The sequence below is a fragment of the Mycobacterium sp. IDUB_9 genome (assembly GCF_055419505.1).
The window spans coordinates 1-24383 of record NZ_JBVAXU010000003.1 but is presented as its reverse complement, the minus strand read 5'-3'; the positions used below and the strand labels follow the sequence as shown (position 1 = coordinate 24383).

The 24383-nt window shown below is 62.9% G+C and carries 19 protein-coding genes; 16 read left to right on the top strand and 3 right to left on the bottom strand.

Annotated elements, in window-relative coordinates; all coding sequences use genetic code 11:
* The first annotated feature begins 207 nt into the window (after positions 1-207).
* The 9 genes from ACZY08_RS14555 to ACZY08_RS14515 all read left to right on the top strand — a co-directional run bounded on the left by ACZY08_RS14555 (position 208) and on the right by ACZY08_RS14515 (position 12884).
* Positions 208-1104 carry a hypothetical protein gene (locus tag ACZY08_RS14555; RefSeq protein ID WP_463745938.1) on the top strand — a complete coding sequence of 299 codons (897 nt, stop codon included), beginning with the start codon at positions 208-210 and terminating at the stop codon, positions 1102-1104.
* Positions 1105-1114: 10 nt separating this feature from the next.
* Entirely contained in the window at positions 1115-1900 is a 786-nt protein-coding gene (locus ACZY08_RS14550; protein WP_463745939.1) for a hypothetical protein, read from the top strand.
* 491 nt (positions 1901-2391) lie between these two features.
* Positions 2392-2802, top strand: a complete 411-nt coding sequence (locus ACZY08_RS14545) for an MmpS family transport accessory protein (protein WP_463746001.1) — start codon at positions 2392-2394, stop codon at positions 2800-2802.
* A complete protein-coding gene (locus ACZY08_RS14540; protein WP_463745940.1) occupies positions 2799-5699 on the top strand; it encodes an MMPL/RND family transporter in 2901 nt (966 codons plus the stop codon). Before ACZY08_RS14545 ends, ACZY08_RS14540 begins: the two co-directional genes overlap by 4 nt.
* Before the next feature lie 40 nt (positions 5700-5739).
* Positions 5740-8607 (top strand): MMPL/RND family transporter, encoded by a 2868-nt coding sequence (locus ACZY08_RS14535; RefSeq protein WP_463745941.1) that lies wholly within the window; start codon positions 5740-5742, stop codon positions 8605-8607.
* 100 nt (positions 8608-8707) lie between these two features.
* On the top strand, positions 8708-9046 hold the full coding sequence (locus ACZY08_RS14530; protein WP_463745942.1) for a hemophore-related protein: 339 nt from the start codon (positions 8708-8710) through the stop codon (positions 9044-9046).
* A gap of 49 nt (positions 9047-9095) precedes the next feature.
* The gene (locus ACZY08_RS14525) at positions 9096-10064 is read left to right on the top strand and encodes a sulfotransferase family protein (protein WP_463745943.1); all 969 of its coding nucleotides are present in this window, start codon (positions 9096-9098) and stop codon (positions 10062-10064) included.
* Between the two features lie 3 nt (positions 10065-10067).
* Positions 10068-11498: a hypothetical protein gene (locus tag ACZY08_RS14520; protein WP_463745944.1), complete on the top strand. Its 1431-nt coding sequence runs from the start codon at positions 10068-10070 to the stop codon at positions 11496-11498.
* 108 nt (positions 11499-11606) lie between these two features.
* Positions 11607-12884 (top strand): glycosyltransferase, encoded by a 1278-nt coding sequence (locus ACZY08_RS14515; RefSeq protein WP_463745945.1) that lies wholly within the window; start codon positions 11607-11609, stop codon positions 12882-12884.
* A gap of 21 nt (positions 12885-12905) precedes the next feature.
* On the opposite strand, the gene ACZY08_RS14510 is transcribed toward ACZY08_RS14515, so the two are convergent.
* Complete coding sequence (locus ACZY08_RS14510; RefSeq protein ID WP_463745946.1) at positions 12906-13661, bottom strand: GAP family protein; 756 nt, start codon at positions 13659-13661, stop codon at positions 12906-12908.
* 261 nt (positions 13662-13922) lie between these two features.
* On the opposite strand from ACZY08_RS14510, the gene ACZY08_RS14505 reads away from it, so the two are divergent.
* Together ACZY08_RS14505 and ACZY08_RS14500 are read left to right on the top strand one after the other, a co-directional pair.
* On the top strand, positions 13923-15203 hold the full coding sequence (locus ACZY08_RS14505; RefSeq protein ID WP_463745947.1) for a glycosyltransferase: 1281 nt from the start codon (positions 13923-13925) through the stop codon (positions 15201-15203).
* Between the two features lie 160 nt (positions 15204-15363).
* Positions 15364-16146 (top strand): methyltransferase domain-containing protein, encoded by a 783-nt coding sequence (locus tag ACZY08_RS14500; protein WP_463746002.1) that lies wholly within the window; start codon positions 15364-15366, stop codon positions 16144-16146.
* Positions 16147-16186: 40 nt separating this feature from the next.
* Here ACZY08_RS14500 and ACZY08_RS14495 read toward each other — a convergent pair whose 3' ends face one another.
* Positions 16187-16975 (bottom strand): GAP family protein, encoded by a 789-nt coding sequence (locus tag ACZY08_RS14495; RefSeq protein ID WP_463745948.1) that lies wholly within the window; start codon positions 16973-16975, stop codon positions 16187-16189.
* Between the two features lie 279 nt (positions 16976-17254).
* Here ACZY08_RS14495 and ACZY08_RS14490 point away from each other — a divergent pair, with 279 nt between their 5' ends.
* From ACZY08_RS14490 to ACZY08_RS14480, 3 genes are all read left to right on the top strand, one after another.
* On the top strand, positions 17255-18163 hold the full coding sequence (locus ACZY08_RS14490; RefSeq protein ID WP_463746003.1) for a class I SAM-dependent methyltransferase: 909 nt from the start codon (positions 17255-17257) through the stop codon (positions 18161-18163).
* 217 nt (positions 18164-18380) lie between these two features.
* Positions 18381-19220, top strand: a complete 840-nt coding sequence (locus ACZY08_RS14485) for a TylF/MycF/NovP-related O-methyltransferase (protein WP_463745949.1) — start codon at positions 18381-18383, stop codon at positions 19218-19220.
* 20 nt (positions 19221-19240) lie between these two features.
* The gene (locus ACZY08_RS14480) at positions 19241-20506 is read left to right on the top strand and encodes a glycosyltransferase (RefSeq protein WP_463745950.1); all 1266 of its coding nucleotides are present in this window, start codon (positions 19241-19243) and stop codon (positions 20504-20506) included.
* Positions 20507-20522: 16 nt separating this feature from the next.
* Here the strand turns inward: ACZY08_RS14480 and ACZY08_RS14475 are convergent, their stop codons facing one another.
* Positions 20523-21929: a cytochrome P450 gene (locus ACZY08_RS14475; RefSeq protein ID WP_463745951.1), complete on the bottom strand. Its 1407-nt coding sequence runs from the start codon at positions 21927-21929 to the stop codon at positions 20523-20525.
* Positions 21930-22590: 661 nt separating this feature from the next.
* Here ACZY08_RS14475 and ACZY08_RS14470 point away from each other — a divergent pair.
* Positions 22591-22821, top strand: coding sequence for an MbtH family protein (locus tag ACZY08_RS14470; protein ID WP_166904687.1), 231 nt, complete (start codon positions 22591-22593; stop codon positions 22819-22821).
* 31 nt (positions 22822-22852) lie between these two features.
* Positions 22853-24383, top strand: a 1531-nt coding sequence (locus ACZY08_RS14465) for a condensation domain-containing protein (RefSeq protein ID WP_463745952.1), incomplete at its 3' end; no start/stop codon positions are given.

The following is a 24383-nucleotide window of genomic DNA, read 5'->3' as shown; positions in this document are numbered from 1 at the left end:
GTGGGCCACGGGGTGGCCGACATTGACGCAACCGCTATTTCGAATCTGGTCCAGCAAACCCGGCGAAATGTCGGTATGTCAGAATGGGAACTTGTTCCAGCGGGCGCGGCAGTACTGCCGCCGATCTCTTCTGGGGGGATCTCTTTCGTGGATCAGTCATGGGTGCGTAACACTGCAGCTGGCTGTGCGATCGCTTGTGGTGCCATGGTGGCCGGACCTGGCGTGACCGGCACCGCGGTGGCCTCGGCTCACTTGTTCGGTATCGACATTCACGACATCTTCGATCACAAGAAAAAGAACAAGAAGTCCGGTCCCGCGGCCAAGCTGGGCCCGCAGCGCGGCGGAGTCAAGAATTCCGGTGGCGCCCTCGGCGGGCCGAACGCTTCCAAGAACTCCAAGCCCGAATCGAAGATCGGGACCACCAAGACCGAAACCACCGCGGCGGGCGTCGGCGAGGCTCAGGGGACGGCGGCCCGCTCAGGGACATTAGCCGAATCGCCGCAGTCGGCCCGGGTCGGCACGAGCGGGCAGGCTCCGTCGGCAGTCCTGTCGGGCGGGACAGCGCAGGCGCCCACTGCGGCCGTCACCGGTGGCGGAGGAGGCGGAGCGGCAGGGGTATCGACCAACGGAAACCTCGGCCGGGCACCCAACCTCGCGCCGGTGCCAACGGCCCCGAGCAGTCGGACGATCGTCATCCGGTCGGCCCCGCCCAAGGTTCCCGCCGCACCCGCTCCGGTGATCGCTGCACCCCCGGCCGCTCCGGCGCCGGTGGTGGCGCCTCCCGCTCCGGTCATCTCGGTCCCGGTGCCCGCGGGACCGCCGGCAGGGGTGCCGCCGGCGGTCCCGAGCGCGCCGATCAATCCTGCACCGCGGTCAGAACCGCCAGCGGCGCAACCGCTTTCGGTACCTGCCGTGCCGGAATCCTTCCGGCTCGGATACGCCGACTATCTGCGCATGGCGAGCACAAGTGACCTGCTGTTCGCGGTGCTGCCCGGACTCGGCGGCATGCTGTTGATGACTGCAGCAGGTGGAGCTGTGGGATTCCGGCAGGCGCGTGCCGCGCAGACGCTGCCGTCACCGCAGATCGCCCGGTTCCTGCCATAGCGGCACCGCGATGACGCGCGGCAAGCACGACCGCAGGCGGTCCACGGCCGACGTGTACCGGATGGGTCCACTGGTTTGGGTGTTCATCGCCGCGGCCCTCACCTCGGTCGTCGGGGGTCTACTCGCAGTGCTGGGTTGGGCTCGCGGAGAATTGTCGGGCTCACCGTGGGCCGCGCTGATGGGCGTCCTGATCATGGCGACGGGATTCGGTGTCGTCGCCTTTCGTTGCGCGTCCACCGCTGAACCGAAGGCTGAACCGCCGGACGCCCCTGACGACGCCATGCTGCAGGTTCGCAGTCCGCTCGGTCTGGTGTTCTGGCTCTTCGCGACCATGGCCGCGGTTGTCCTCGCCGTCACGGCATCCGGTGTTGGCCGTTTCGTTCGGAGAGCGATCGAGCACGGTGGTCTCGACCGCCCTGACACGACGGGGTTGGCGGCGGTCGGGATGACGGTCATCGCCGCGATGGCTGTGCTGGGATTGGTTGCGGCGGCCGTTGCGATACCAGCGCGAACCATCCGGTCGTACGGGCGAACCCACCTCTGGCTGTCTCACGAGGGGATCGGCTACTCGCCGCCATCCGAGGAGGATCCGGGATTCCGGCGATGGGACAGTGTCACGGCTGTCGCCCACTCGTCCCACGATGCCCGCGGCGTGGCGTACACCCACGTATGGGCGATCCGCACCATCAACCCGCGATCACACATCACGGTCATGTACCCCGCGGGCGCGGTGCCCCGGCCCCGATTTATTCGCCAGGCGATCCGGGAACTCGCGCCGGCCGTCGAGGTGACCTGAGTGCCGTCGGGGCTGCCGCCATGATTGCGGCTCCAGGCGTGTGCTTGGATGGATTCATCACCGCCGGGTAGCAGGCTGCACCAATGGCGCACTTCCTGGGCCTTTCATCGGTGATTCATAGCTGGTTCCCATATTCAGGGCCGTTTGGCACCAGCCGAACAGTGCCCGAACAGTGGAGACCATCGGCGGTACCAGCCGGTGTGCCAGCGATGCAGCATCTGGGTGATTGTCAAGGCGTTGAACCGATTCCGATCATCTGAGTCGTTTGCGCCATATTGACGCGCGGGCATGGTTTACTCTTCGGGATCGGGTGCGCTCATCGAGGGGCGCGGCACGTTTGCGGAAGCTTCGTGCAGGGTCTGGCCTGGAATGCCACGGCATTCCGGGCTTGATCGTTCGCATCCGATCTGCAAATGCATGAGTGAGCACCCGCCGGGGTGCCGGCACGGAGACAGTCGGAGGAACGCGCGATTTTCAGGATCCTGAAGCGGCTGTGGATTCCGCTCGTGCTGGTGGTTGTGGCAGTCGCAGGCGGATTCACTGTGTCGCGGCTGCACGGCGTCTTCGGCAGCCAGAGCCGCCCCGCGTACACCAGCGCCGAGCGTGAGGAGAAGCGGCCCCACGACCCCAAGCACCTGGTTTACGAGGTGTTCGGTCCTCCGGGGACGCTGGCGACCATCAGTTATTTCGATGCCGATGCCGAACCGAAACTCGTCAGGGATGCGCCGCTGCCATGGTCGATGGACTTCCCGATCTCCGATGCGACGGCGATGGGAAACATCTCCGCTCAAGGCAATACTGACTCGATCGGATGCCGCATCCTCGTCGGCGACGAGGTGAAGGACGAGAAGGTCCGGACTGGCGTGAGTGCCTTCACCTTCTGTCAGCTGAAGGCCGCATGAGCACGGACAGTGAGCCGATAACGGAGCCGTTGCCCATAGCCAGGCGCCGCCCGTTCATCGCACGCATGGTCCGGGTGCTGTCGGTGCCGATCATCCTGGGATGGTTGGCGATCACGGTCCTTCTGAGTGTTGCCGTGCCCTCGCTCGAGCAGGTGGAGAAAGAGCATCCGGTAGCGATGGATCCCACCGCCGCACCGTCGTTCGAGGCGATGCAGCGCATGGGGCGACTGTTCGGCGAAGCCGGGTCGGGTGCCGTGGCGATGATCGTCCTGGAGGGGGATCAACCCCTCGGTGATGCTGCACACGGCTATTACGACGAGATGGTTCGTCAGCTGAAGGCCGACACCACGCACGTGGTGCACGTCCAGGATTTCTGGGGCGACCCGATGACCCAGGGCGCCGCGCAGAGTGTCGACGGCAAGGCCACCTACGTACAGGTGACCCTCACCAGCAACCAGGACATTTCGGCAGTCAAGTCCGTTGAGGCGATGCGGGCGATCGTTGACCGGATACCGGCGCCGCCGGGAGTCAAGACCTATGTCACGGGACCCGCGGCGTTCGCCGCGGATCTGGGCCCGGCCGGCAACAGGACGGTGGGGCTGGTCACCTCCTTGAGCCTCACTGTCATCTTCGTGATGCTGCTGCTCGTCTATCGGTCGATCATCTCCGTCATTCTCATGCTGGTGGTTGTCGGCGTCGAATTGACGGTGGCCCGAGGGGTGGTGGCGTTACTCGGCAGTCTCGGGGTCATCGGTATCACGACGTTCGTCGTGAATCTGTTGGTAGCGCTCGCGATCGCGGCGGGAACCGACTACGGCATCTTCTTCACGGGGCGCTACCAGGAGGCACGCCAAGCCGGCGAGGACAAAGAGGCGGCGTTCTTTACGACGTTCAGCAGCGTCGCGAAGGTGGTCGTGGGTTCCGGTCTGACGATCGCCGGGGCGATTCTCTGTCTGCACTTCACCCGGCTGCCCGTCTATCAAACTCTCGGCATTCCCACTGCCGTGGGCATGGCTGCCGCCGTCTTGGTCGCCGTCACACTCGTTCCCGCAGTCATCGCCGTGGGTAGCCGCTTCGGGCTGTTCGAACCCAAGCGCAAGCTCACCACCCGTCGGTGGCGGAAGGTGGGCACGGCGGTCGTTCGCTGGCCCGGGCCCATTCTCGTAGCGACATGCGCAGTTTCGCTCATCGGCCTTTTGGCGCTGCCCGCGTACAAACCGAGCTACAACGACCAGAATTACATCCCGCAGGACATCCCCGCCAATGTGGGGTACGCGGCGGCGACCCGACATTTTCCGCAATCATTGATGATGGCGCCCGATATTCTGTTGGTCGAGGCCGACCACGACATGCGGAATCCGATCGACTTTCTGGTCCTGAACAAACTGGCCAAGGGTGTGCAATCCGTGCCAGGAGTCTCCATGGTCCAGGCGCCGACGCGTCCCGCCGGCGAGCCGCTCAAACACTCGACGATTCCGTTCATGCTCAGCATGAGCAACGCGTCTCAGACACATTTGATGCCGTTCCAGAAGGATCGAATGGAAGACCTGCTGGTGCAGGCCGACGACATGACCAAAACGATCGCCATCGTCAAGCGCATGCAGGCACTGACAGAAGAGATGGTCAGCACCACGCATCAAATGGTCGCCGATACCCACGAGCTGCAAACGGTGACCAATCAACTGCGCGATCACGTTGCGAACTTCGACGATTTCTTCCGGCCGATCCGGAACTACTTCTACTGGGAACCGCACTGCTACACGATTCCGATATGTTCGTCCATCAGAGGGGTTTTCGACACGCTCGACGGTATTGACCAAATTACCGTCAAGATGGTCAGCCTGGTCGACAATCTCGATCAACTCGACGCAATTCTGCCGCAATTGGCGGCTCAGTTTCCGGTGATGATCTCGACCATGGAATCCACCCGAACCATGATGCTGACGATGCACAGCACCATGTCCGGGATCATGGATCAAATGGCGACGTCGAACGACAATGCCACCGCGATGGGCAAGGCATTCGACGCCGCTCAGAACGACGACTCCTTCTATCTGCCTCCGGAAGTCTTCGAGAACAAGGACTTCCAGCGCGTCATGGACATCTTCCTGTCACCGGACGGGAAAGCGGCCCGCATGCTCATCACCCAACGGGGCGATCCGGCGACGACTGAGGGCATGTCGTTGGTCGACCCGATCGAAACCGCGGCCGAAGAAGCGCTCAAGGGCACGCCGCTACAAAATGCCTCGATCTATCTCACCGGCACCGCGGCGTCGGTGAAAGACCTGGTCGAAGCATCCAGATACGATCTGCTGATCGCGGCTGTCGCTGCGCTCTGCCTCATTTTCGGCATCATGCTGGTGGTCACGCGGAGCTTTGTCGCGGCCCTCGTGATCGTGGGCACGGTGGCACTTTCGCTCGGCGCGGCCTTCGGTCTTTCCGTGCTCATCTGGCAGCACATCCTCGGTATGCCGTTGAACTGGGTCGTGCTGGCGATGTCGGTGATCGTTCTGTTGGCAGTGGGTTCCGACTACAACCTGCTGCTGGTGTCCCGGATGAAAGAGGAGATCGGTGCCGGGATCAACACCGGCATCATCCGGGCCATGGGCGGCAGCGGCAAGGTGGTGACGGCCGCCGGCCTGGTGTTCGCGTTCACGATGCTGGTGATGGTCGTCAGTGACCTCGTCACCATCGGGCAGCTGGGTGCCACCATCGGCGTCGGCCTGTTGTTCGACACCCTGATCGTGCGCGCGTTCATGACACCGGCGATCGCGGCGCTGCTGGGGCGGTGGTTCTGGTGGCCTCAGCAGGTGCATCCACGGCCGCTCAGTGCAGCGGGGCGCCCCTCGGGGCGCGGCCAGCTTGTGCGGTCGATCCTGCAGAGGGAAGAGCGCTGACAGCCATGGATGCGTCTTCCTTCTGTGCGGTGAAGGCCGTATGAGCAGTCGGCACACAAGCGACCGGCCGCCGTTGATCGCTCGGGTGATTTATCGGCTGTCGGTACCGATCATTCTCGGCTGGTTGGCGATCATCGCCGTCGTCACATTCGCCGTCCCTTCCCTGGAACAAGTCGGGCGGGAAAGCGCCGTATCGCTGGTTCCCAATGATGCGCCGTCGTTTCAGGCGATGCAGCGCATGGGGCAGAAGTTCAAGGAATCCGATTCCGACAGTGTGGCGATGATCGTCTTGGAGGGAGACAAACCCCTCGGCGAGGACGCGCACCGCTACTACGACGATCTGGTTCGGCAGTTGCGAGCCGATACGAAACACGTTCAGCACGTGCAGGACTACTGGGGGGATTCACTCACCGCATCGGGTGTTGAGAGTGCCGATGATCTGAGTGTCTATGTGCAGCTGAATCTCGCGGGTAACCAGGGCCAAGCCCTGGCGAATGAGTCTGTGGAAGCGGTCCGGGGGCTCGTGGACCGGACGCCACCGCCGCCCGGAGTGAAGGCCTATGTGACGGGCCCTTCCCCTCTGATCACCGACATGAACCACGCCGGCGATACGTCCATCATGAAAATCACGCTGGTGACGCTGGTGGTGATCTGCACGGTGCTGCTCTTCGTGTACCGCTCGATCATCACCGTCGTTCTCTTGCTGGCGATGGTCGGAATACAGGTGCAGGCGGCTCGGGGAGTGGTCGCCTTCCTCGGCGATCACCAGATTCTCGGACTGTCGACTTTCGCGGTCAATCTGCTGGTATCGCTCGGAATCGCAGTGGGTACCGACTACGGCATTTTCTTCATCGGGCGATATCACGAGGCACGTCAGGCCGGCGAAGATCGCGAAACAGCGTTCTATACCACCTATCGCAGTGTGGCCAAGGTGGTCGTGGCCTCAGGTTTGACGATTGCCGGAGCCATTTACTGCCTGAGCTTCACCCGGCTGCCGTATTTCGAAACGATGGGCATTCCTTCCGCTGTGGGGATGGCGGTCGCCGTCGCAGTGGCGGTCACACTGGTTCCGGCCGTCATTGCCGTCGGCGGCCGTTTCGGGTTGTTCGAACCGAAGCGCAGGCTCTTGGTCCGCCGGTGGCGCAAGATCGGCACCGCGGTGGTTCGATGGCCGGTGCCCATTCTCGCCGGAGCATGTGCGGTGGCGTTTATCGGACTATTGGCGTTGCCCGGATACCAAACCAGCTACGACGACCGCCTCTATGTGCCCCAAGATATCCCGGCCAACGCCGGGTATGCGGCTGCCGAACGACATTTTCCCGAGTCGCGGATGACACCCGACATTCTGATGCTCGAAGCCGATCACGATATGCGGAATCCGACAGATTTTTTGGTTCTGCACAAGCTGGCCAAGAAGATCTTCGAGGTTCCCGGGATTGCCACGGTGCAGAGCATCACCCGGCCTGAGGGCACCCCGATCGAGCGCACGTCTATACCGTTCCAAATCAGCCTGCAGAGCGCCGGCCTCCGTCAGATCGTGCCCTTCGCGAAAGATCGCATGGATGGCATGTTGAAGCAGGCGGACGACATGCAGCGAATGATCACCCAAATGGAGGGCACTCACAATCTGATGAAGTTGATCGGCTCGATCACCCACAACACGGTCGAGGTGACCGGGGAGACAGCCGAACTCACTGATGATCTGATGGCCACCGTTTCGAATTTCGACGACTTCTTCCGGCCGATTCGCAATTACCTGTATTGGGAAGGCCACTGCTACGACATTCCCATTTGCTTCGCCATTCGATCAGTGTTCGACGCGCTTGACAGCACCGACAAGCTCAGCCTTCAGATGCACAAACTTCTCGGCAACTTGGTGAAAGTCGACGGGTTACAGGCGCAGCTTGTCACTCAGTTGCCGCCGATGATCGAGATCATGAAGTCGATGCGAGCCATGATGCTGACAATGCACAGCACCATGTCCGGGATGATCGCCATCATGGAGGAGACGACGTCGAACGCCAGCGCGATGGGCAAGATCTACGACGGCGCCCAGAACGACGACTCCTTTTATCTGCCCCCGGAAGTGTTCGAGAACAAGGACTTCCAACGGGCGATGAGCCTGTTCTTCTCGCCTGACGGCAAGGCCGTCCGGCTGATCCTCACGCACCGGGGTGATCCTGGAACTCCCGAGGGCATCTCTCGGGTCGACGCCGTGCGGACGGCAGCCGAGGAAGCCATCAAGGTGACGCCGCTGCAGAACGCTTCCATCCATCTCGCCGGAACCGCTGCGACATACAAGGATCTACGAGACGGGTCAAAGTACGACCTCTTGATCGCGGGTGTCGCGGCGCTCTGCCTGATCTTCGGCATCATGCTGGCTGTCACACGTAGTTTCGTTGCCGCTCTGGTGATCGTGGGTACGGTGGCGCTCTCTCTCGGTGCGGCGTTCGGGCTTTCGGTGCTGGTGTGGCAGCACATTCTGGGCATCGAATTGCACTGGCTCGTCCTGGCGATGTCGGTGATCGTCCTTTTGGCGGTGGGTTCCGACTACAACCTGTTGCTGGTGTCGCGGATGAAAGAAGAGGTCGGGGCCGGCATCAACACGGGCATCATCCGGGCCATGGGTGGCACGGGCAAAGTGGTGACGACTGCGGGCCTGGTGTTCGCGTTCACGATGTTGTCGATGGTGGTCAGTGATCTGCGCATCATCGGTCAGGTGGGTTCCACCATCGGTTTGGGGTTGTTGTTCGACACCCTGGTGGTACGTGCATTCATGACACCGGCGATCGCCGCGCTGCTGGGGCGTTGGTTCTGGTGGCCGCTGAGGGTTCGCCAGCGGCCTTCCAGTGCGGTTCTCGGCCCGGTCACAGTTCCTGCTGATCCACTGGTCAAGCAGGAGGCCTGATTTCGAACCATCGTCGACCTGCACAAACCACGGGTGATATCAGGCCAAGCCGATTACAGTCGGACTGGTCGGGAGCAATGGTAGGAAGGGAGTTTTGAATATGTTCCGTCTGTCGTTGACCAGACTGGCCGTAGGGCTCGGGGGTCTGGCTTTGTCCTTGACCGCTGGGGCCGGGATCGCGTCCGCGGGGCCGAATCTGGATTCGGCCATCAACACGACATGCACTTATCCGCAGTTGGTGTCAGCGCTCGATGCGCAGGATCCACAAGTCCGGATGGCGTTTGACCAATCGCCGATCCTGCAGCGCGGCCTGCGTGAATTCCTCACGGACGCACCGGCCAAGCGCGCGAGGACAGCCCAAGATGTGGTGAATGCCCCGATGTTTCAGCCGTACCTCGGCACCATCGAACAAGCCTTCAACACCTGCAGCAACTTCTGATCTGAAGTGAGCAGCGTCGTACCACCGCGCCATTCGAGGAGTCGTGCTTGTGAACCCTGCCGGTAACAGCGGTTCCGCGGCCCGTCCGGTCGCATTGTTCGTGTTGGGTGTGCCTCGATCTGGAACCTCTGCGGTGACGCGGGTCCTCTCCCTGTGCGGCGCTACGCTCCCGGCCGGGCTGTCGGGAGCGGACCCGCGCAACCCGCGTGGCTACTGGGAGCCGCGAGCATCCCTCCATCTCAACAACACGATATTGCGCAGCCACGGGAGCGCGGTGTTCGACTCGTCGCTGCGTCTGCAGGAGGACGGCGGGTTTGATGCCAGCCAGAAGGCCGCCTGTATCAACAAGATTGGACAGTTTCTGGCCACGTTGCCGGATGCGCCTCTCGTGCTCATCAAGGACCTGCAGATAACGCTGCTGTCCAGTTTGTGGTTCGAAGCCACGCGGCAGGCCGGGTTCGATATCGCTGTCGTGAACATGGTGCGCCCCCCGCAGGAAGTCATCGCTTCAGGTGCGGCGGACTTTCTGACCTCACCGGAGCTCGGGAGCGCGCTGTGGCTGAAATTCAATCTGCTGGCCGAGAGGGACACCCGCGACCTGCCGCGTGTGTTCGTCGAGTACGCCAACCTCCTCGAGGATTGGCGGCGGGAAGTCAAACGGATTTCAGTAGCACTGGGGATCGATCTGGACAGCCGGGACGAGGGCGCAATCGAGGAGTTCCTCACCCCGGATCTCCACCGCCAGCGACACACCGGCCCGGTGACGGAAACCTTCGGGACAGACTGGATTTCCGTCGTGTACGGGGCACTGAGTGCGGCCGCCCGCGATGAGCCCCTGGACCAGCCCGCGTTGGATCGCGTCTATGCGGCATATCGCGCGAGCGAACAGGGTTTCCGGACGGTGTTCGAGAATTCCGTCCGCTTGAACAAGCTCAACAGATTCGTCCGGCCGTCACTCCTGAAGTTTCGCTACGAGGCCGTTGCACTGGCCCACCGGCGTCGCGGAACTTGGGCTTAACCGGTGCCAGGGCGAATAACGCGTGCACGCGAATCGTTGAGAGCGCGGCGCGCAGTCAAAGATCCGGTGCTACCGGATAATCGGCTCGCGTTGGCAGACGAAGCGCTGTTGGCAGAACATCACGCAGCCGGCATGAACGTGGTCATACAGGTCACGTGGCTATACGACCGCGCCATCGATCTCGATGGGCTACGACGCTTTCACCACCATCTGGGCGAGGGGTTGTTGGGTCGACGGATAGAGCGTCCGGCGCTGCCCGTCGCCCGGCATCGATGGGTCCTGGACCGGGGGCCGTCAGATGTCGACATCGCCGAGTCGACCCGCCCACGCGCTGATCTCAGTAACTGGGTCGATGAACGCTCGCAGCTTCCCGTCGATGCCGAATCGGGTCGGGGCTGGCACATCGGTGTGCTTCCTCTCGATGATGGCTCGACTGCGATCAGCCTGGTGCTCTCGCACAACTTGATCGACGGGCTTGGGCTCGCGCTGGTGATAGTCGAAGGGACACTGGGCAAAACGCGCGATCTCGGGTACCCGCCCCCACGGTCACGTACTCGACTGCGAGCGTTGGCCCAAGATGCCCGGCAAACAGCGCGCGACGTGCCCCAGGTCGCCCGAGCACTTGTCACGGCAGTGAAATCGGCCCGCGAGCAGACTCGCACCAAAGGCGCCAAGGGTGAGGATCAACCTTCGTCGGTGCCGCGGCCAGTCCCGGGTAAGCCAGTTGTCGCCGATGCCGATGCCGTTGTCCTCGTGCCGGCCCTGACCATCTACGTTGACCTGGCTGACTGGGACGCGCGAGCAGCAGCTCTCGGCGGAGCGAGCCACACCCTGGCCGCAGCTTTTGCCGCGAAGTTCGGCGAGCGCATCGGCCGCGTACGCCAGCCGGATGGCGCCGTCACCCTTCAGATCCCGATGAGCGACCGCACAGAGGACGACACCCGCGCGATGGCGTTGTCGTACGCCCGTGTCACCATCGACCCGACACCGGTCACAACGGATCTGCGCGACGTCCGCGCGGCCATCAAGCAGACGCTGGCGACATTGAAGGAGACATCAGAGGAGTCCAAGCAGCTCCTGTGGCTGCCGTCGTTTGTGCCGAAGCGGATGCTGAAACAAATGGTCGCCAGAGCGCCCGCGGACCCCGACCAAGCGGTGTTTTGTTCCTACCTAGGCGATCTCAGCTCGTTGATCAGCCAAGCCGATGGCACCGTAGCCGAATTCGCCAATGCACGAACCACCGGTCAGCGAGAATCGCGACAGCTCCTTGAGCGGACCGGTGGCCGAATGGTCATTCTCTCTGGACGTTTGAGTGGCAAGATCTTCATCAGCGTCGGCGCCTACCAACCCGGCGCGGAGAATACGACATTCGCGTTGCGTGAATTGGCTGTGCGCACGTTGGCTGATTTCGACCTCACCGGCGAGATCCACTGACGTACCTGCTGAGGTGTGGTCAGCCTTGACCGTTCAATCCCGAAGATCGAGTGCCACAGGGTTGTTCGCAACCGGCCGGACTGGAGAGTTCATGTCGAGAGATGCGCGATGAAGTTGGTGCTGGCAAGCTATGGCACCCGCGGTGATGTGGAGCCCTGCGTCGCAGTGGGTAGTGAGCTGCTGCGCCGCGGACATGACGTGCGCTTGGCCGTCCCGCCCGACCTGGTCGCCTTCGCTGAGGCGGCTGGGCTGGCGACAGTCCCTTACGGTCCGGACACGGCGGTGTGGGCGGATGCGCACCGGGACTTCTGGGTCCGGTTCTTCGGTAATTTCTGGAAGATCGGAGAACTGATCAAACTGACTCGCGAGATGCGTGAGATCGGCGAGTCGGTAGTCCGTTTCTGGGAGGACATCACTTCGACGCTGACGTCGCTGACCGACGGGGCGGACCTGCTCATCACTTTTCTGAACTTCGAGCCGCCCGCAGTGAATGTCGCCGAGTACTACGGCATTCCGATGGCCACGGTGCATGTCTCACCGGTACGGCCCAACGGTCGGATGCTGGGGTTCCTACCGCCCTCGTTGGGCCGAGCCGCGTTGAAGGTGTACCAGTGGGCGAATTGGCGCGGGGTGAAGAAGTTCGACGACGCGCAGCGTCGCGAACTGGGTCTGCCGAAGGCCTCCGGTTCCTCGACACGACGGATCACCGAACGAGGATCACTGGAAATACAGGCCTACGATCAGGTTTGCTTTCCCGGTCTGGCTGCGGAGTGGGCGCCATGGAATGGCCGAAGGCCTTTTGTCGGTGCGCTGACGATGGAGCTGAGAACCGACACGGATGACGAGGTCGCGTCGTGGGTTGCGGCGGGAACACCGCCCATCTTCTTCAGCTTTGGCAGTACGCCGGTCAAATCTGCCGCTGACACGCTGGCGATGATCAAGGCGGCTTGTGCGGAGCTGGGGGAGCGGGCGTTGGTGTGCGCCGGCTCCAGCGACTTCAGCCAGGTCTCTGACTCCGACCAGGTCAAGGTCGTGGGCACGATGAATTTCGCGGCCGTGTTTCCGGCCTGCCGCGTACTTGTGCACCACGGTGGGATGGGAACCATGTCCGCGGGTCTGCGCGCCGGTGTGCCGATGCTCGTCTACTGGACGGCGCTCGATCAGGCGATCTGGGCAGGCCGCGTCGAACAGCTGAAAGTTGGTTTCGGAAGGCGTATCTCGGCCGCTACCACGGAACGGCTCGTGGCAGACCTGCGTACGATTCTCGACCCGAAGTACGTCGCCCGGGCCCGCGAGATCGCTACCGAGATGACCAAACCGGACGACAGCGTTGCCAGCACGGCCGACCACCTGGAACGGTTCGCCCGAACCGGGCGATCTGCCTGACCCGGCCATCTGAGCTTCCGCTCAGATGATGCCGAGACCTCTGACCACCTGCAGTAATCCAATCATCACGAAGATGCCGATCATCACCTGGCGCCGGTTGGCCAGCGCCCAGTCGTGCACGGGCTGCAACACAGCTTGGGTTCGCACGGGGGCAATCAGATGGCTGACGACAGCGACCTCGAAAACTGCGAACATCGCGACAACGAACATGATGACGGCAATGATCTGCGTGCCCGTGGTGGCCCCGGAAGAGGCCACAGTGGTCGCCACGAAGAAGACCAGGGGAAACCCGGGCAAAAATCCCATGCCGCACACCAGTGCGACCCACAAGGCGCCACTGTCCCAGGCTTTTTGAAGACGACCGAACAGACGCCGAATTGCAGATTTGCCGTCTGTCACATCTCCCACGCCGGCGAACGGCGACGAGATTTGGCCGGGCCCCTCGGATTCCAGCCCCGAGCCGGAGGTGTTGCCGACAGCTGCCGGCACCGGCGCTCGCCGACGCACCCAGAAACGCACTGCGATGAGCAGAGCGACCAGCAGCACGAGCACCCCCATGCCGAGTTGGATGTGCCGGGCTGCGGCGCTGGCAGCCGGAGCCTGAGGACTGAACATCGGCGCACGGTGCAGCAACACCACTGGGACCACGAGAGCGGGAATATTCGTTGTGAGGCAGCCGATCCAGCATACGAGTAGGTTCTGTACCGGCCGCGGGCGAGAGATCACGAGAAGGATGAGTGCCAGAAGCGCGGGATTGAACGCCATCAGAATCGCCATACCCAGCAGTGAGCCCCACACGGCGGGGAACATTACCTGGTAGTTAATTATTTTTTGGGCCTTTTGGAACCTGGTTGACCTTGCTCCGGGTCGACACCACCAACGGGGTGCCGGACACCCCGGAGCTCGCTCGAATCTTGCGTAGCTTCTTCCGGATTCAGCTCCGCCGTTTTGAAACGCAACGGAGAGGGGATGGGGATAATGACCGATGTCTTCGGCCGGCTTACGGGTGCGACAACTGAAAGGGCTTGAGGCTCCGCGATGAAATTTGTGCTTGCTTTCTATGGGACTCGTGGTGATGTAGAGCCTGGAGTGGCGGTCGGTCGTGAGTTGGTGCGGCGCGGTCACGAAGTACGCATGGCCGTCTCGCCCGATCTGGTCGACTTCGTGGCGGCGGCCGGCCCGGAAGCCATTGCCTGCGGGCCAGATGTGCGGGTGTGGCAGGACCTGAACCGGGACTTCTGGGCGCGCTTCTTGCGCAAGTTCTGGAAGAACTTCTGGCGGGTCCGGGATCTGGCGGATTTGCTGCGCGAGGATTGGCATCTCTTCGACCAGTACTGGCAGGACGTCAGCAAGACGCTGACGTCGTTGGTGGACGGGGCTGATGTGCTCTTTACCGGGGTGATCGGCGAGGAGGCCGCCGGCAATGTCGCGGAGGGTTGCGGCGTTCCGCTGGCCATGTTGCATGTGTTCCCGATGCGGCCCAACGGGCAGCTGGTTCCGGCGCTGCCGGCACGGCTGGCTCGCGCGATGATGAAGGCCTCGGAGTGGCTGAGCTGGCCCATGATGAAAAGGCTGGAGGATCCGCAGCGCCGCGATCTGGGCTTGCCAAAGGCAACCGGTCCCTCAGCGTGGCGGGTGGCCGCCCGCGGCTCGCTGGAAATACAGGCCTACGACGAGATCTACTTTCCCGGGCTCGCGGAGGAATGGGCGCAATGGGAGGGGCAAAGGCCGTTTGTCGGTGCATTGACGATGGAGTTGCCGACCGATACGGATGACGAGGTCGCTGCCTGGATTGCCGCGGGAACTCCGCCGATCTGCTTCGGTTTCGGCAGTATGCCGGTCGACTCCGGCGCTGAGACACTGGCGATGATCAGTGCCGCTTGTGTCGAGTTGGGCGTACGCGCGCTGGTGTGCGCCGGCGCGAGTGACTTCAGCGACGTCCCGCATTCCGATCATGTCAAGGTGGTGAGCACGATGAACTATGCGGCGGCCTTCCCGGTTTGCCGCGCGGTCGTGCACCACGGCGGCGCGGGCACCACCGCCGCGGGTCTACGTGCCGGGGTTCCCACCCTGATCCTTTCGACGGACTTGGATCAGACCCTGTGGGGAGCTCGCATCAAACGCTTGAAAGTAGGTACCGCTCGGCGTCTTTCGGCCACGACCCAGAAGACGTTGGTCGCAGACCTGCGTACCGTACTCGGGCCGGAGTATCGGGCTCGCGCCCGCGAGGTGGCCACTCACATGACCAAGCCCGCCGAAAGCGTGGCGAAGACCGCCGATCTCTTGGAAAAGTTCGCCCGACTCAACCGGGCCGGCTGATCGCCCCAGCCCGCGACAATGACATCGCTGCGGTGGAGGGCCTTCGTCGTGCCTCAAAACCCTTTGATCTCTGAGTATTAGCGCGTTGGGCGATCCAGGCAGTCGGTAATCGCGGTGACTTTGCGACTTCTATTCTTCATCGCCACCGCGATGACCCATGATGGTCGACGTGAACAGCAGAACCTCCGACATTGCGAACATGCCCCGGGGTGGCCCGGACGCGTCCTGGCTGGACCGGCGATTGCAGACCAACCGGCTGGAGTATCTGGACCGCGACGACGTCGATGACCTCAAACGCAAGGTCATGGATTCGCTCGACCGCGCCGGAGGGCGGCGGAGGATCGGTATCCACGAAAAGTGTGCTCGAATGGTGATTCGCGAGGTGGCCGAGGTGCCTGCCCCGAAGATCCTAGAACTCGGGGCGGGCCTCGGCGGGCTGTCGCGCAAGCTGCTGGAGATGCATCCCACCGCTCAGATTACGGTCACCGACGTCGAGCCCGCGTTTGTCGCGGGTATGGCCGCCGGCGATCTCGGCCGTCACCCGCGCGCGGTGGTCCGGGAGATGGACGCCACCGAAATCGATGCGCCGGAAGGCTATTACGACTTGGCGGTGTTTGCGTTGTCGTTGCACCACCTGGCCCCCGAACTGGCCGCGCGGGTGTTTGCGGCGGGTACGCGGGCGGCGAGGAAACTACTGATCGTCGACCTCCCCAGGCCGCCGGCGCCTTTGCACGTTGCGCTGTTGGCGGTGGTGCTCCCACTCGTCAAGGTTTCGCCGCTGCAACATGACGGGTTCATCAGCTCACTGCGTGCCTACAGTCCGGCGGCGCTGCGTGCGCTGGGCCGGCATGCGGACCCGGAGATCACCGTCGAGTTTCGGACCAGGCGAGGGCTGGGTCCGACGGTGGCGGTGGCCAGCCGCTCCCGGCACAGCGACAGCTGAGTGGGGTTGAATTTTCCGGTACGTCGGTTCGTGTCCCGACTCAGATGGTGTTCAAACCCTTGGCAATCAACATGACACCAGCCAATACGCACATGGCCACCAGGATCTTCCGGTGATGGGCCCATGCCCAGTCGTGTAGCCGTTGCAGGACGGCTTCGGTTTTCGTAGGTGCGGCCAGATAGCTGACGAGGACGATCTCGACAACGGCAAGCATTCCGATGATGAAGGCGATGGCAGCGGTGATCTGCGTGCCGACCGCTGCTCCCGAGACGACCACGATCGCGAGCAGGAACAGCGCTACGTCGGGTGGTGCCCCGGCAAACGAGAGGCCGATCACGAACGAAACCCACAAGGCTCCGCTCTCCCACGCATCGTGGCCGCGCCGGAGGAGGCGCCGGAAGAAGGACATGTCGCCTTCCGGTACTTCCTGCGCGCGGGCCAGGAGCCGCGAGACGGGCGTTGCCGTATCGCTGTCCAGGACCATGGTCGACGCCCCACCGTCGGTGGTCGGCACCTTCGCCCGCTGGCGCACCCAGAAGTGCACTGTCAGCAGCGTCGCAGTCGTCAGCGCGATGGCACCCATGCCGATTTGTATATAACCGCCGGTGGAACTCTTGGCCCAGGCTTCCGCAGTCGATTTGAACATCGGAGTCGCGTGCAACAGTGCCAGCGGAATTATCAGCGTGGGAATGCATGCAGTCATACACCCGGCGCCGAACATCAGCAGGTTCTGCACGGGGCGCGGCCGTGAGATCACGAGAAGGGTGATGCCGATGCGCATGGGATCGAGGCCGACCAGAATCCCTAACGCAAGCACCGATCCCCACACGGCCGAAACACTACCCGGTTGCTCGTACCGGTCAGCTGTTTTCACTCTGCCGGTGCCCGCAGCGGTCCCGTCCCGGTACGCCAAAGTCGGTTTGCCAGGGCAGACTTGGCTCATGCACAGGCTCGGGCGGTGTGCCGGTTTCGGCCCGGCAGCGGGCCGCACCCGTTATGCTGCCGCGGTGGCATGGAGTTCTCTGAGGATGGCCGAGTGTCCGCGATAACCAGAGATTGCCGGTTATGCGGATCGACTGGCCCCCATCCGGCAATCGAAGTCCGCGAGATGATGTTCGGCACTCGGGAATCATTTGAATATTTCTGCTGCACTGAGTGCGACACATTGCAGATTCACAATGCGCTCGAGGGCGCCGAGCTCATGCGCCACTATCCCTCAAATTACTACTCGCACAACGCATCAGCGCAACCAGGCACTTTTCGATGGCTGGTCACACAGCATGACGAATGCAAGCTGCGCGGCGGCAACCCGATACTCCGTGCATTCATGACGTCGAGGCTGTCTGAGGGGATCTTCCGTGTGCTTCTCGGCGGTGATGTCGTAAGGATGCTCGCTCAATTGCCGGTTGAGCACGACGCGCGAATTCTGGACGTAGGGTGCGGCACCGGGGGACTGTTGGACCGTCTGACGAGAATTGGATTCAATAATTTGTGCGGCGCGGACCCGTTCATCGAGGCCGATGGCGAGTCCGCTGAAGGCGTGCCACTGATGAAGGCAGATTTGCCCGATGTCGCCGGCAGATACGACCTCATCATGTTCAATCATTCGCTCGAACACGTTCCCGACCCGGTCGAGACGCTCAAGGTCGCCTCCGAGAAGCTCGCGGTAGGAGGCATGTGCCTGGCGCGGGTGCCGACGACCTCATCAGAAGCCTGGACCACCTACCAGGCCGATTGGGTGCAGGCCGACGCACCTCGTCACATGGTCATACCTTCACGACAGGGAATGGCGATGGCGGCAGAGAGGGCTGGAATGCGCGTGGTTCGGACGTTCGATGATTCGAATTTGGGTCAGTTCCTCGGCAGCGAAGCCTATCGACGGGACGTCCCAGTGACCGACCCCAAGGTTCTTCGGATGTTTGGACCCAAGCAGCTGTGGGACTGGGAGAAACGCGCACAAATGCTCAACCGGCAGAGCCGCGGCGACCAGACGGGGTTTGTCTTACAGGCGATGTGAGGCATCGGACCACTGCGAGCGATACTGATGCCGGAAAACGTCTCTGCCACAATCGATCCAGCTGTTCTGTGCGAGGCGCTGCGGTTGGCTCATCTTGTCCCGTGCAACGGGTGCATCAATTTCTGCTGAGTCAATCAGCAAACCGATCCGGGTAGTGCCGGCTCGAGGCTAGAGTCACTCGAACCTACTGGAATACGAACTAGGGGCCCCATTTCACGTGACCGACCACGACGTTCGATCTCTGTATCTCGACCTGATCCGAGGCAACCTCACCAGGTACGGGATGCCGGAGCGCATGCCCGCCCAGTGGACCCTGCGGCGGCGGCTCTATTTCAAAACTCTCAATCGCATGATGGTTCGCGGCGGGGCACATCGACTCGCACGCGCTACGTCGAACGGAGACTACGGCGCGGTCGCTCAGCAGAAGCGAGACTTGGGCATAGATTGGCCGGCCGAGGCCGAGACCATGATCGGCATGCAGAGGCTCACCAGCCTGCAGCATTGCGTCGAGACCGTACTGGCTGAGGACGTCCCAGGCGACCTGATCGAATGTGGCGTGTGGCGCGGCGGGGCCTGCATCCTGATGCGTGCCGTACTGGCCGCCTATGGCGATGAGACGCGAAGTGTCTGGGTGGCGGATTCATTCGAGGGCCTGCCACCCGCAGACCCCGAGAACTACAAAGCGGACAAGGGCCTCAGGACGCAGAGCCTTGCCGGAATCCTCGGTGTGTCCGAAACTGAGGTCAGGGCAAACTTTCAGCGCTACGGACTCCTGGACGAGCGGGTCCGCTTTCTTCCCGGTTGGTTCAAGGACACCCTGCACGATGCGCCGATCGATCGCATCGCCGTACTGCGGGTCGATGGCGATCTGTACGAATCCACGATCCAAGCACTCGAGGCGCTCTACCCGCGGCTGTCCCCGCAGGGCTTCTGCATCATCGACGACTATCACGATCTCAAGCCATGCCGGCAGGCCGTCACCGACTACCGGGAGGAACATGGGATCACTGCCGAGATCGTCGACATCGACGGGACTGCTGTGCTTTGGCGCAAGTAGGTGAGAGACCAGAGTCTGCAATGAAGATCGTTTTGGCAAGCTACGGAACACGCGGTGACATCGAACCCTGTGTCGCCGTGGGTCGCGAGTTGCTGCGCCGGGGACACGACGTGCACATGGCTGTCCCGCCCGACCTCGTCGCCTTCGCCGAGGCGGCCGGGGCGACGGCGGTGCCGTACGGACCGGATCTGCAGGCGGTGCTGGATGCGCACCGCGACTTCTGGACACATTTCTTCCGTAATTTCTGGAAGGTCCGCGAAATGATCCGGCTGCGCCGCGAAGTTGTGGCGCCCTTCCATCAGTGCTGGAAGGACATCATCGCGACGCTGACATCGCTCGCCGATGGTGCGGACTTGCTGTTCACCGGCGTGAATTTCGAGGATGCCGCGGGCAACGTCGCCGAGTACTACGACATTCCGTTGGCCACGCTGCACCTGTTCCCGCTTCGGGCCAATGGCCAGTTCATACCGTTCCTGCCGGGGCCGTTGGGCCGGACCGCGATGAAAGCCTCCGAATGGGTTGCCTGGCGCAACGCCAAGAAAGTCGAGGGCATTCAGCGCGGCGAACTGGCTTTGCCGAAGGCCACGTCACCGTCGCCGTGGCGGCTCACCGAACGCGGTTGCCTGGAAATCCAGGGGTATGACGAAGCTTGCTTTCCCGGGTTGGCCGCCGAATGGGCCCAATGGTCTGGACAACGCCCCTTTGTCGGTGCCTTGACGATGAATCTGCCCGGGGATTCAGATGACGAGGTTGCTGCATGGATCGCCGCCGGAACCCCACCCATATTCTTCGGCTTTGGCAGTTTGCCGATGGAATCGGGTGCTGAAACCCTTGCCATGATCAGCTCCGCCTGCGCGCAGCTGGGGGAGCGGGCGTTGGTGTGTTCTGCCGGAACGGACTTCAGCCACGTCCCGCATTCTGAAGATGTCAAGATCGTCGGTGCGATGAATTACTCGTGCGCCTTTCCCGCCTGCCGCGCGGTCGTGCACCACGGCGGGTTGGGTACCACCGCCGCGGGCTTACGTGCGGGGGTCCCCACGTTGATCCTGTCGACGGATCTCGACCAGACGCTGTGGGGAACTCGAGTCAAACGACTGAAAGTGGGCACTGCCCGGCGCTTTTCGACCACCACCGAAAAGTCCCTGGTCGCGGATCTGCGCACGATCCTCGAGCCGCAGTATGCAGTCCGGGCCCGCGAGGTGTCCACCCAGATGACCGACGCCGCCGACAGTATTGCGACCACGGCCGATCTCGTGGAGAAACTGGCTTGTCGCGGTCGGCCGTGACACCAGTCGTCGTGCGTTACTGCGGCGAGTCGCGCGGCCCGTGAACATTCGCCGGGCAATGCTGCGTCATTGCCGGCTGCGATGCCGGCGCGGTGTCTCGGATCGCGCGGACATGGATCATCCCACCACGATGCGGAACGAACGTCACATGTTTCGCCCGCTGCTTCTCGTCTGCGGCAGTGGTAGTGCTCAACTCGACCCGACGCAGGATCTCACGTAGCACGAGTCGTATCTCGACCATCGCGAACGTGGCACCGAGGCAGCGGCGGTTTCCGCCGCCGAAGGGCAGCCAAGTGGTCGGGCTCAGCGAGGCGTCGAGCATTCGGTCCGGGTCGAACCGATCCGGATCCGGGTACACATCGGCGCTCGAATGCACCAAGCCGATCGCCGGGTCGACCATGACGCCGGACGGCAGCCGGTAGCCGCCGATCTCGGTCGGCTCCTTGAGAACCCGGCCCGAGCTGAACAAAACCGGGCGGATCCGCAACGTCTCCTTGATCACCGCGTCGAGGTACTCGTCTCCGGCGGCGTCGCCTGCTGCGCTGGCATCTGCGGCGCGCACCGCCTTGGCCAGCGCTGCCGGATGGCGGGTGAGCCGCTCCAACGCCCACGACAGGGCCGTCGCGGTGGTCTCGTGTCCGGCCGCGATGGCCGTCAGGAGCTGGTCACGTAGTTCGCTGTCAGACAGCGTGCGGCCGTCATCGCCGGTGGCGCGGACCAGCATGGCCAGCACATCGGTACGTTCGGCCAGGTTCGGGTCGGCACGGCGGTCGGCGATTTCGGCGTAGAGCAGGGCGTCGGCTTCGGCGAACCGCCGGCCAACTCCTCGCCACGGGCGATGGCGCCGCAGGCTCGGCTTCGTAATCGCCGGTGTTTCCCACGGTTTCATGTACAGCAACCGCGGCACCACCTTGCGCAGGGCAGCCAGACGCGCCGGATCGCTGGCGCCGATGACTGTCCGCAAGATCACCTCGAGCGTGATCTCCGTTGTCTTGGGCGCCACCGGGAAGCTCTTGCCGACCTGCCAGCCGGCGACGTTCGCAGCCGCGATCTCGACCATCTGAGCAGCCTGGTTTGCGACGGCGTCGCGATGAAACGCCGGCATCGTCAGGCGGCGCAGGGTGTGGTGGGCGTCCCCGTCGAGCACAAACAGCGAGCTCTCACCTAAAAGTCCACGAAAAAACCAATGTGCCTCGCCGGAATGAAAGACCCGAGGGTCGCCGCCGTACACCGACTTGATGTCGGTGGGATCTGCGAGGTATACGACCGTGCCCGACAGCGGAATACGCAGCGTGAACATCTTCCCGTAGCGACGCTGACATCCGCGCAGAAAGCGCAAACCGAAGCCGGCCATCAACGCGGACTGCACCACCATGGGAAGGGGCGGTCCAGGCGGCAGTTCGGTTTTCGCGGCATAGCTCACTTTTTCGTGATCCCTAGCTACTAGACGGTACGGGTGCTGACGGGCCGACAGCCTCGGACTGCAACTGACGCCGATCACCGGTCGGGGGGAACACCCGCCCCGGCTCGATCCACGGTCGCAGATCCGGGTTCTACGGTAGTTCCCAACCGTACGGTGTCGGGTTGGGTACGGGGCGCTTTCGGGCGGAGACACCACCTGCCGTGGCGACCCCCGGTGGGTGACGAGCACGTTTGTCTGCAACCGGTCCGGGTGACGGCCTCTAGTTCGCATTTCTCGAGCGAAATGCTGTGCTGGTGCTCAGCAAGATTTGATCAGTTGAATTCGTCTCTCCGGCGACTCGAAGGGGTCGAATCGGTGCTGCGAGGCCGGCGGGCGGGGGTAGAGGATTCGTCACTCGGCAAACTTTCGACCGACCGGGCCCGCCATGCGGATCAGCGGTGGTGGCTGCGTGCGCAGCGGCGTAACCCGTCGCAAGTCAAGTGCTGGTGGCTAATTCCCTATGTTAACGGTGCCCGTGGCGGGTGGCGCGGCACCGCGCGTCGTCGGCTGGGCGGGTATCAGCAAATATTGACGATTTTCCTAAAACTGGTTGCTGATCGCCGTGTTTGGGTTAGGTTTAGAACGTGTTCCATTTAACTCGCCCAGATGGTCTGGAGAACTGGTGAGCATCAATCCATTCGACGACGACAACGGCAGTTTTTTCGTCCTGATCAACGACGAGGAGCAACACAGCTTGTGGCCGGCCTTTGCAGACGTTCCGGCCGGCTGGCGCGTGGTTTACGGCGAGGCGGATCGCGCCTCCTGCCTGGAGTACATCGAGCAACACTGGGCCGACATCCGGCCGAAGAGTCTTCGCGAGAGGTTGGCACAGGGTCGGACTGTTGATCAGTAAGCCGCCGGCTGGAACTTCTGGAAGTGATCCTGTGGTACTTCCGCTCACCCGGGGCCAGCTGGACATTTGGCTTTCCGAGGAGTCCGGGCGCGCTGGTGTCAAGTGGCAGCTCGGCATGCTCGCGCGGCTCGACGGCGCCATCGAACATGACGTGCTCGAGCGGGCGATTCGTCACGTCGTCCATGAAGCCGAACCCCTCAGAGCTACCTTTTTCGAGGCAGACGGCCAGGTTTTCCAGAGGGTCGTTGATCCCGATGTCGAGCTTGCCCGCTACGACCTGACAGGGTCGACCGACCCGGTAGGGGACGCCTATCGGGTGATTGCAGCGATCCGGCGAACGCCGATGCCGCTTGACGGTCCGCTGTTCAAGTTCGCGTTGATGCAGACGCGAGCCGACGAGTCCTACTTTTTTGTGTGCTGCCACCACATCGCGATCGACGGCATCGGCATGGGTCTCGTCATTCACCAGATTGCCGCTGCCTATACAGCAATCGATGCCGGCGAGCCGATACCGCCCACGATCTTCGGGCCACTGAAGAGCATCATCGATTGCGAGTCCGAATACGAGGCTACCGACGATTACCTCGATGATCAGGCTTATTGGTCCAAGAATGTACCGCCTGAAGCTGAGCCTCGTCCTGGACCGGCCTCCGGAGTCGCAAACCCAGTCGATGAATACGAGCCTTCTGCGCCAATCCGGTTGGATCGTTTCGCCGTTGGCAGGGCGCGCGAGCTTTCGAAAGCGCTCGGGGTGCGTCGAGCGTCGGTCATCGCCGCGGCGTACGCGCTGCTCGTACATGGCGAGGCCGGAGGATCCGAGGTTGTACTCGACTTTCCGGTGAGTCGACGGGTGCGTCCCGAAGTACTGCTGATGCCCGGGATGGTTTCCGGAGTTTTGCCATTGGTTTTGACAACGTCACCGCAGTCGACGGTGGCCGAGTTCTGCAAGCATGTCGACACGCGGATCCAGGAAGCGATGCGCCATCAGCGATTCCCGCTCCGCGCGATCGAGAACAAAGCGCGCTTCCAGGGGACAGGACAGCCGTCGACCCGGGCCGCGATCAATTTCATCCCGACGATCCCCGTGGCCTACTTCGGCAGTGCCTTCGGGTCGGGGACGGTGACCCACACCGGTCTGGTGGATCAGTTCGGTCTCGTGTTCCTCCAGGAGGGTGAAGATCTCCTTCTCAGCATGACTGGCGTAGGCCAGCTGTTCGCGGGCTGCGACGCAAGCGACTTGGCGGACCGTTTCCAACGGGTGCTGATGGCTATGACAGTCGACCCAGGACGGTCGATTTCCGCGATCGGCGTCCGTGATGAGCTCACCGAGCTGGACAGCTGGGATAACCGGGCGGCGCTAAATGGGGCGGCGGCGGGGTCTCCAGCCGCAATCCCCGCGTTGTTCGCCGCGCAGGTGGCTCGTGATCCTGGTGCGGTGGCGGTCAGTTTCGGCGATCGTTCGATGTCGTATCGCGGGCTGGATGCGGCTGCGAATCGGTTGGCGCACTTGCTTGTCGAGCTGGGTGTCGGTCCGGGTCGGCGGGTGGCGGTGCTTTTTCCGC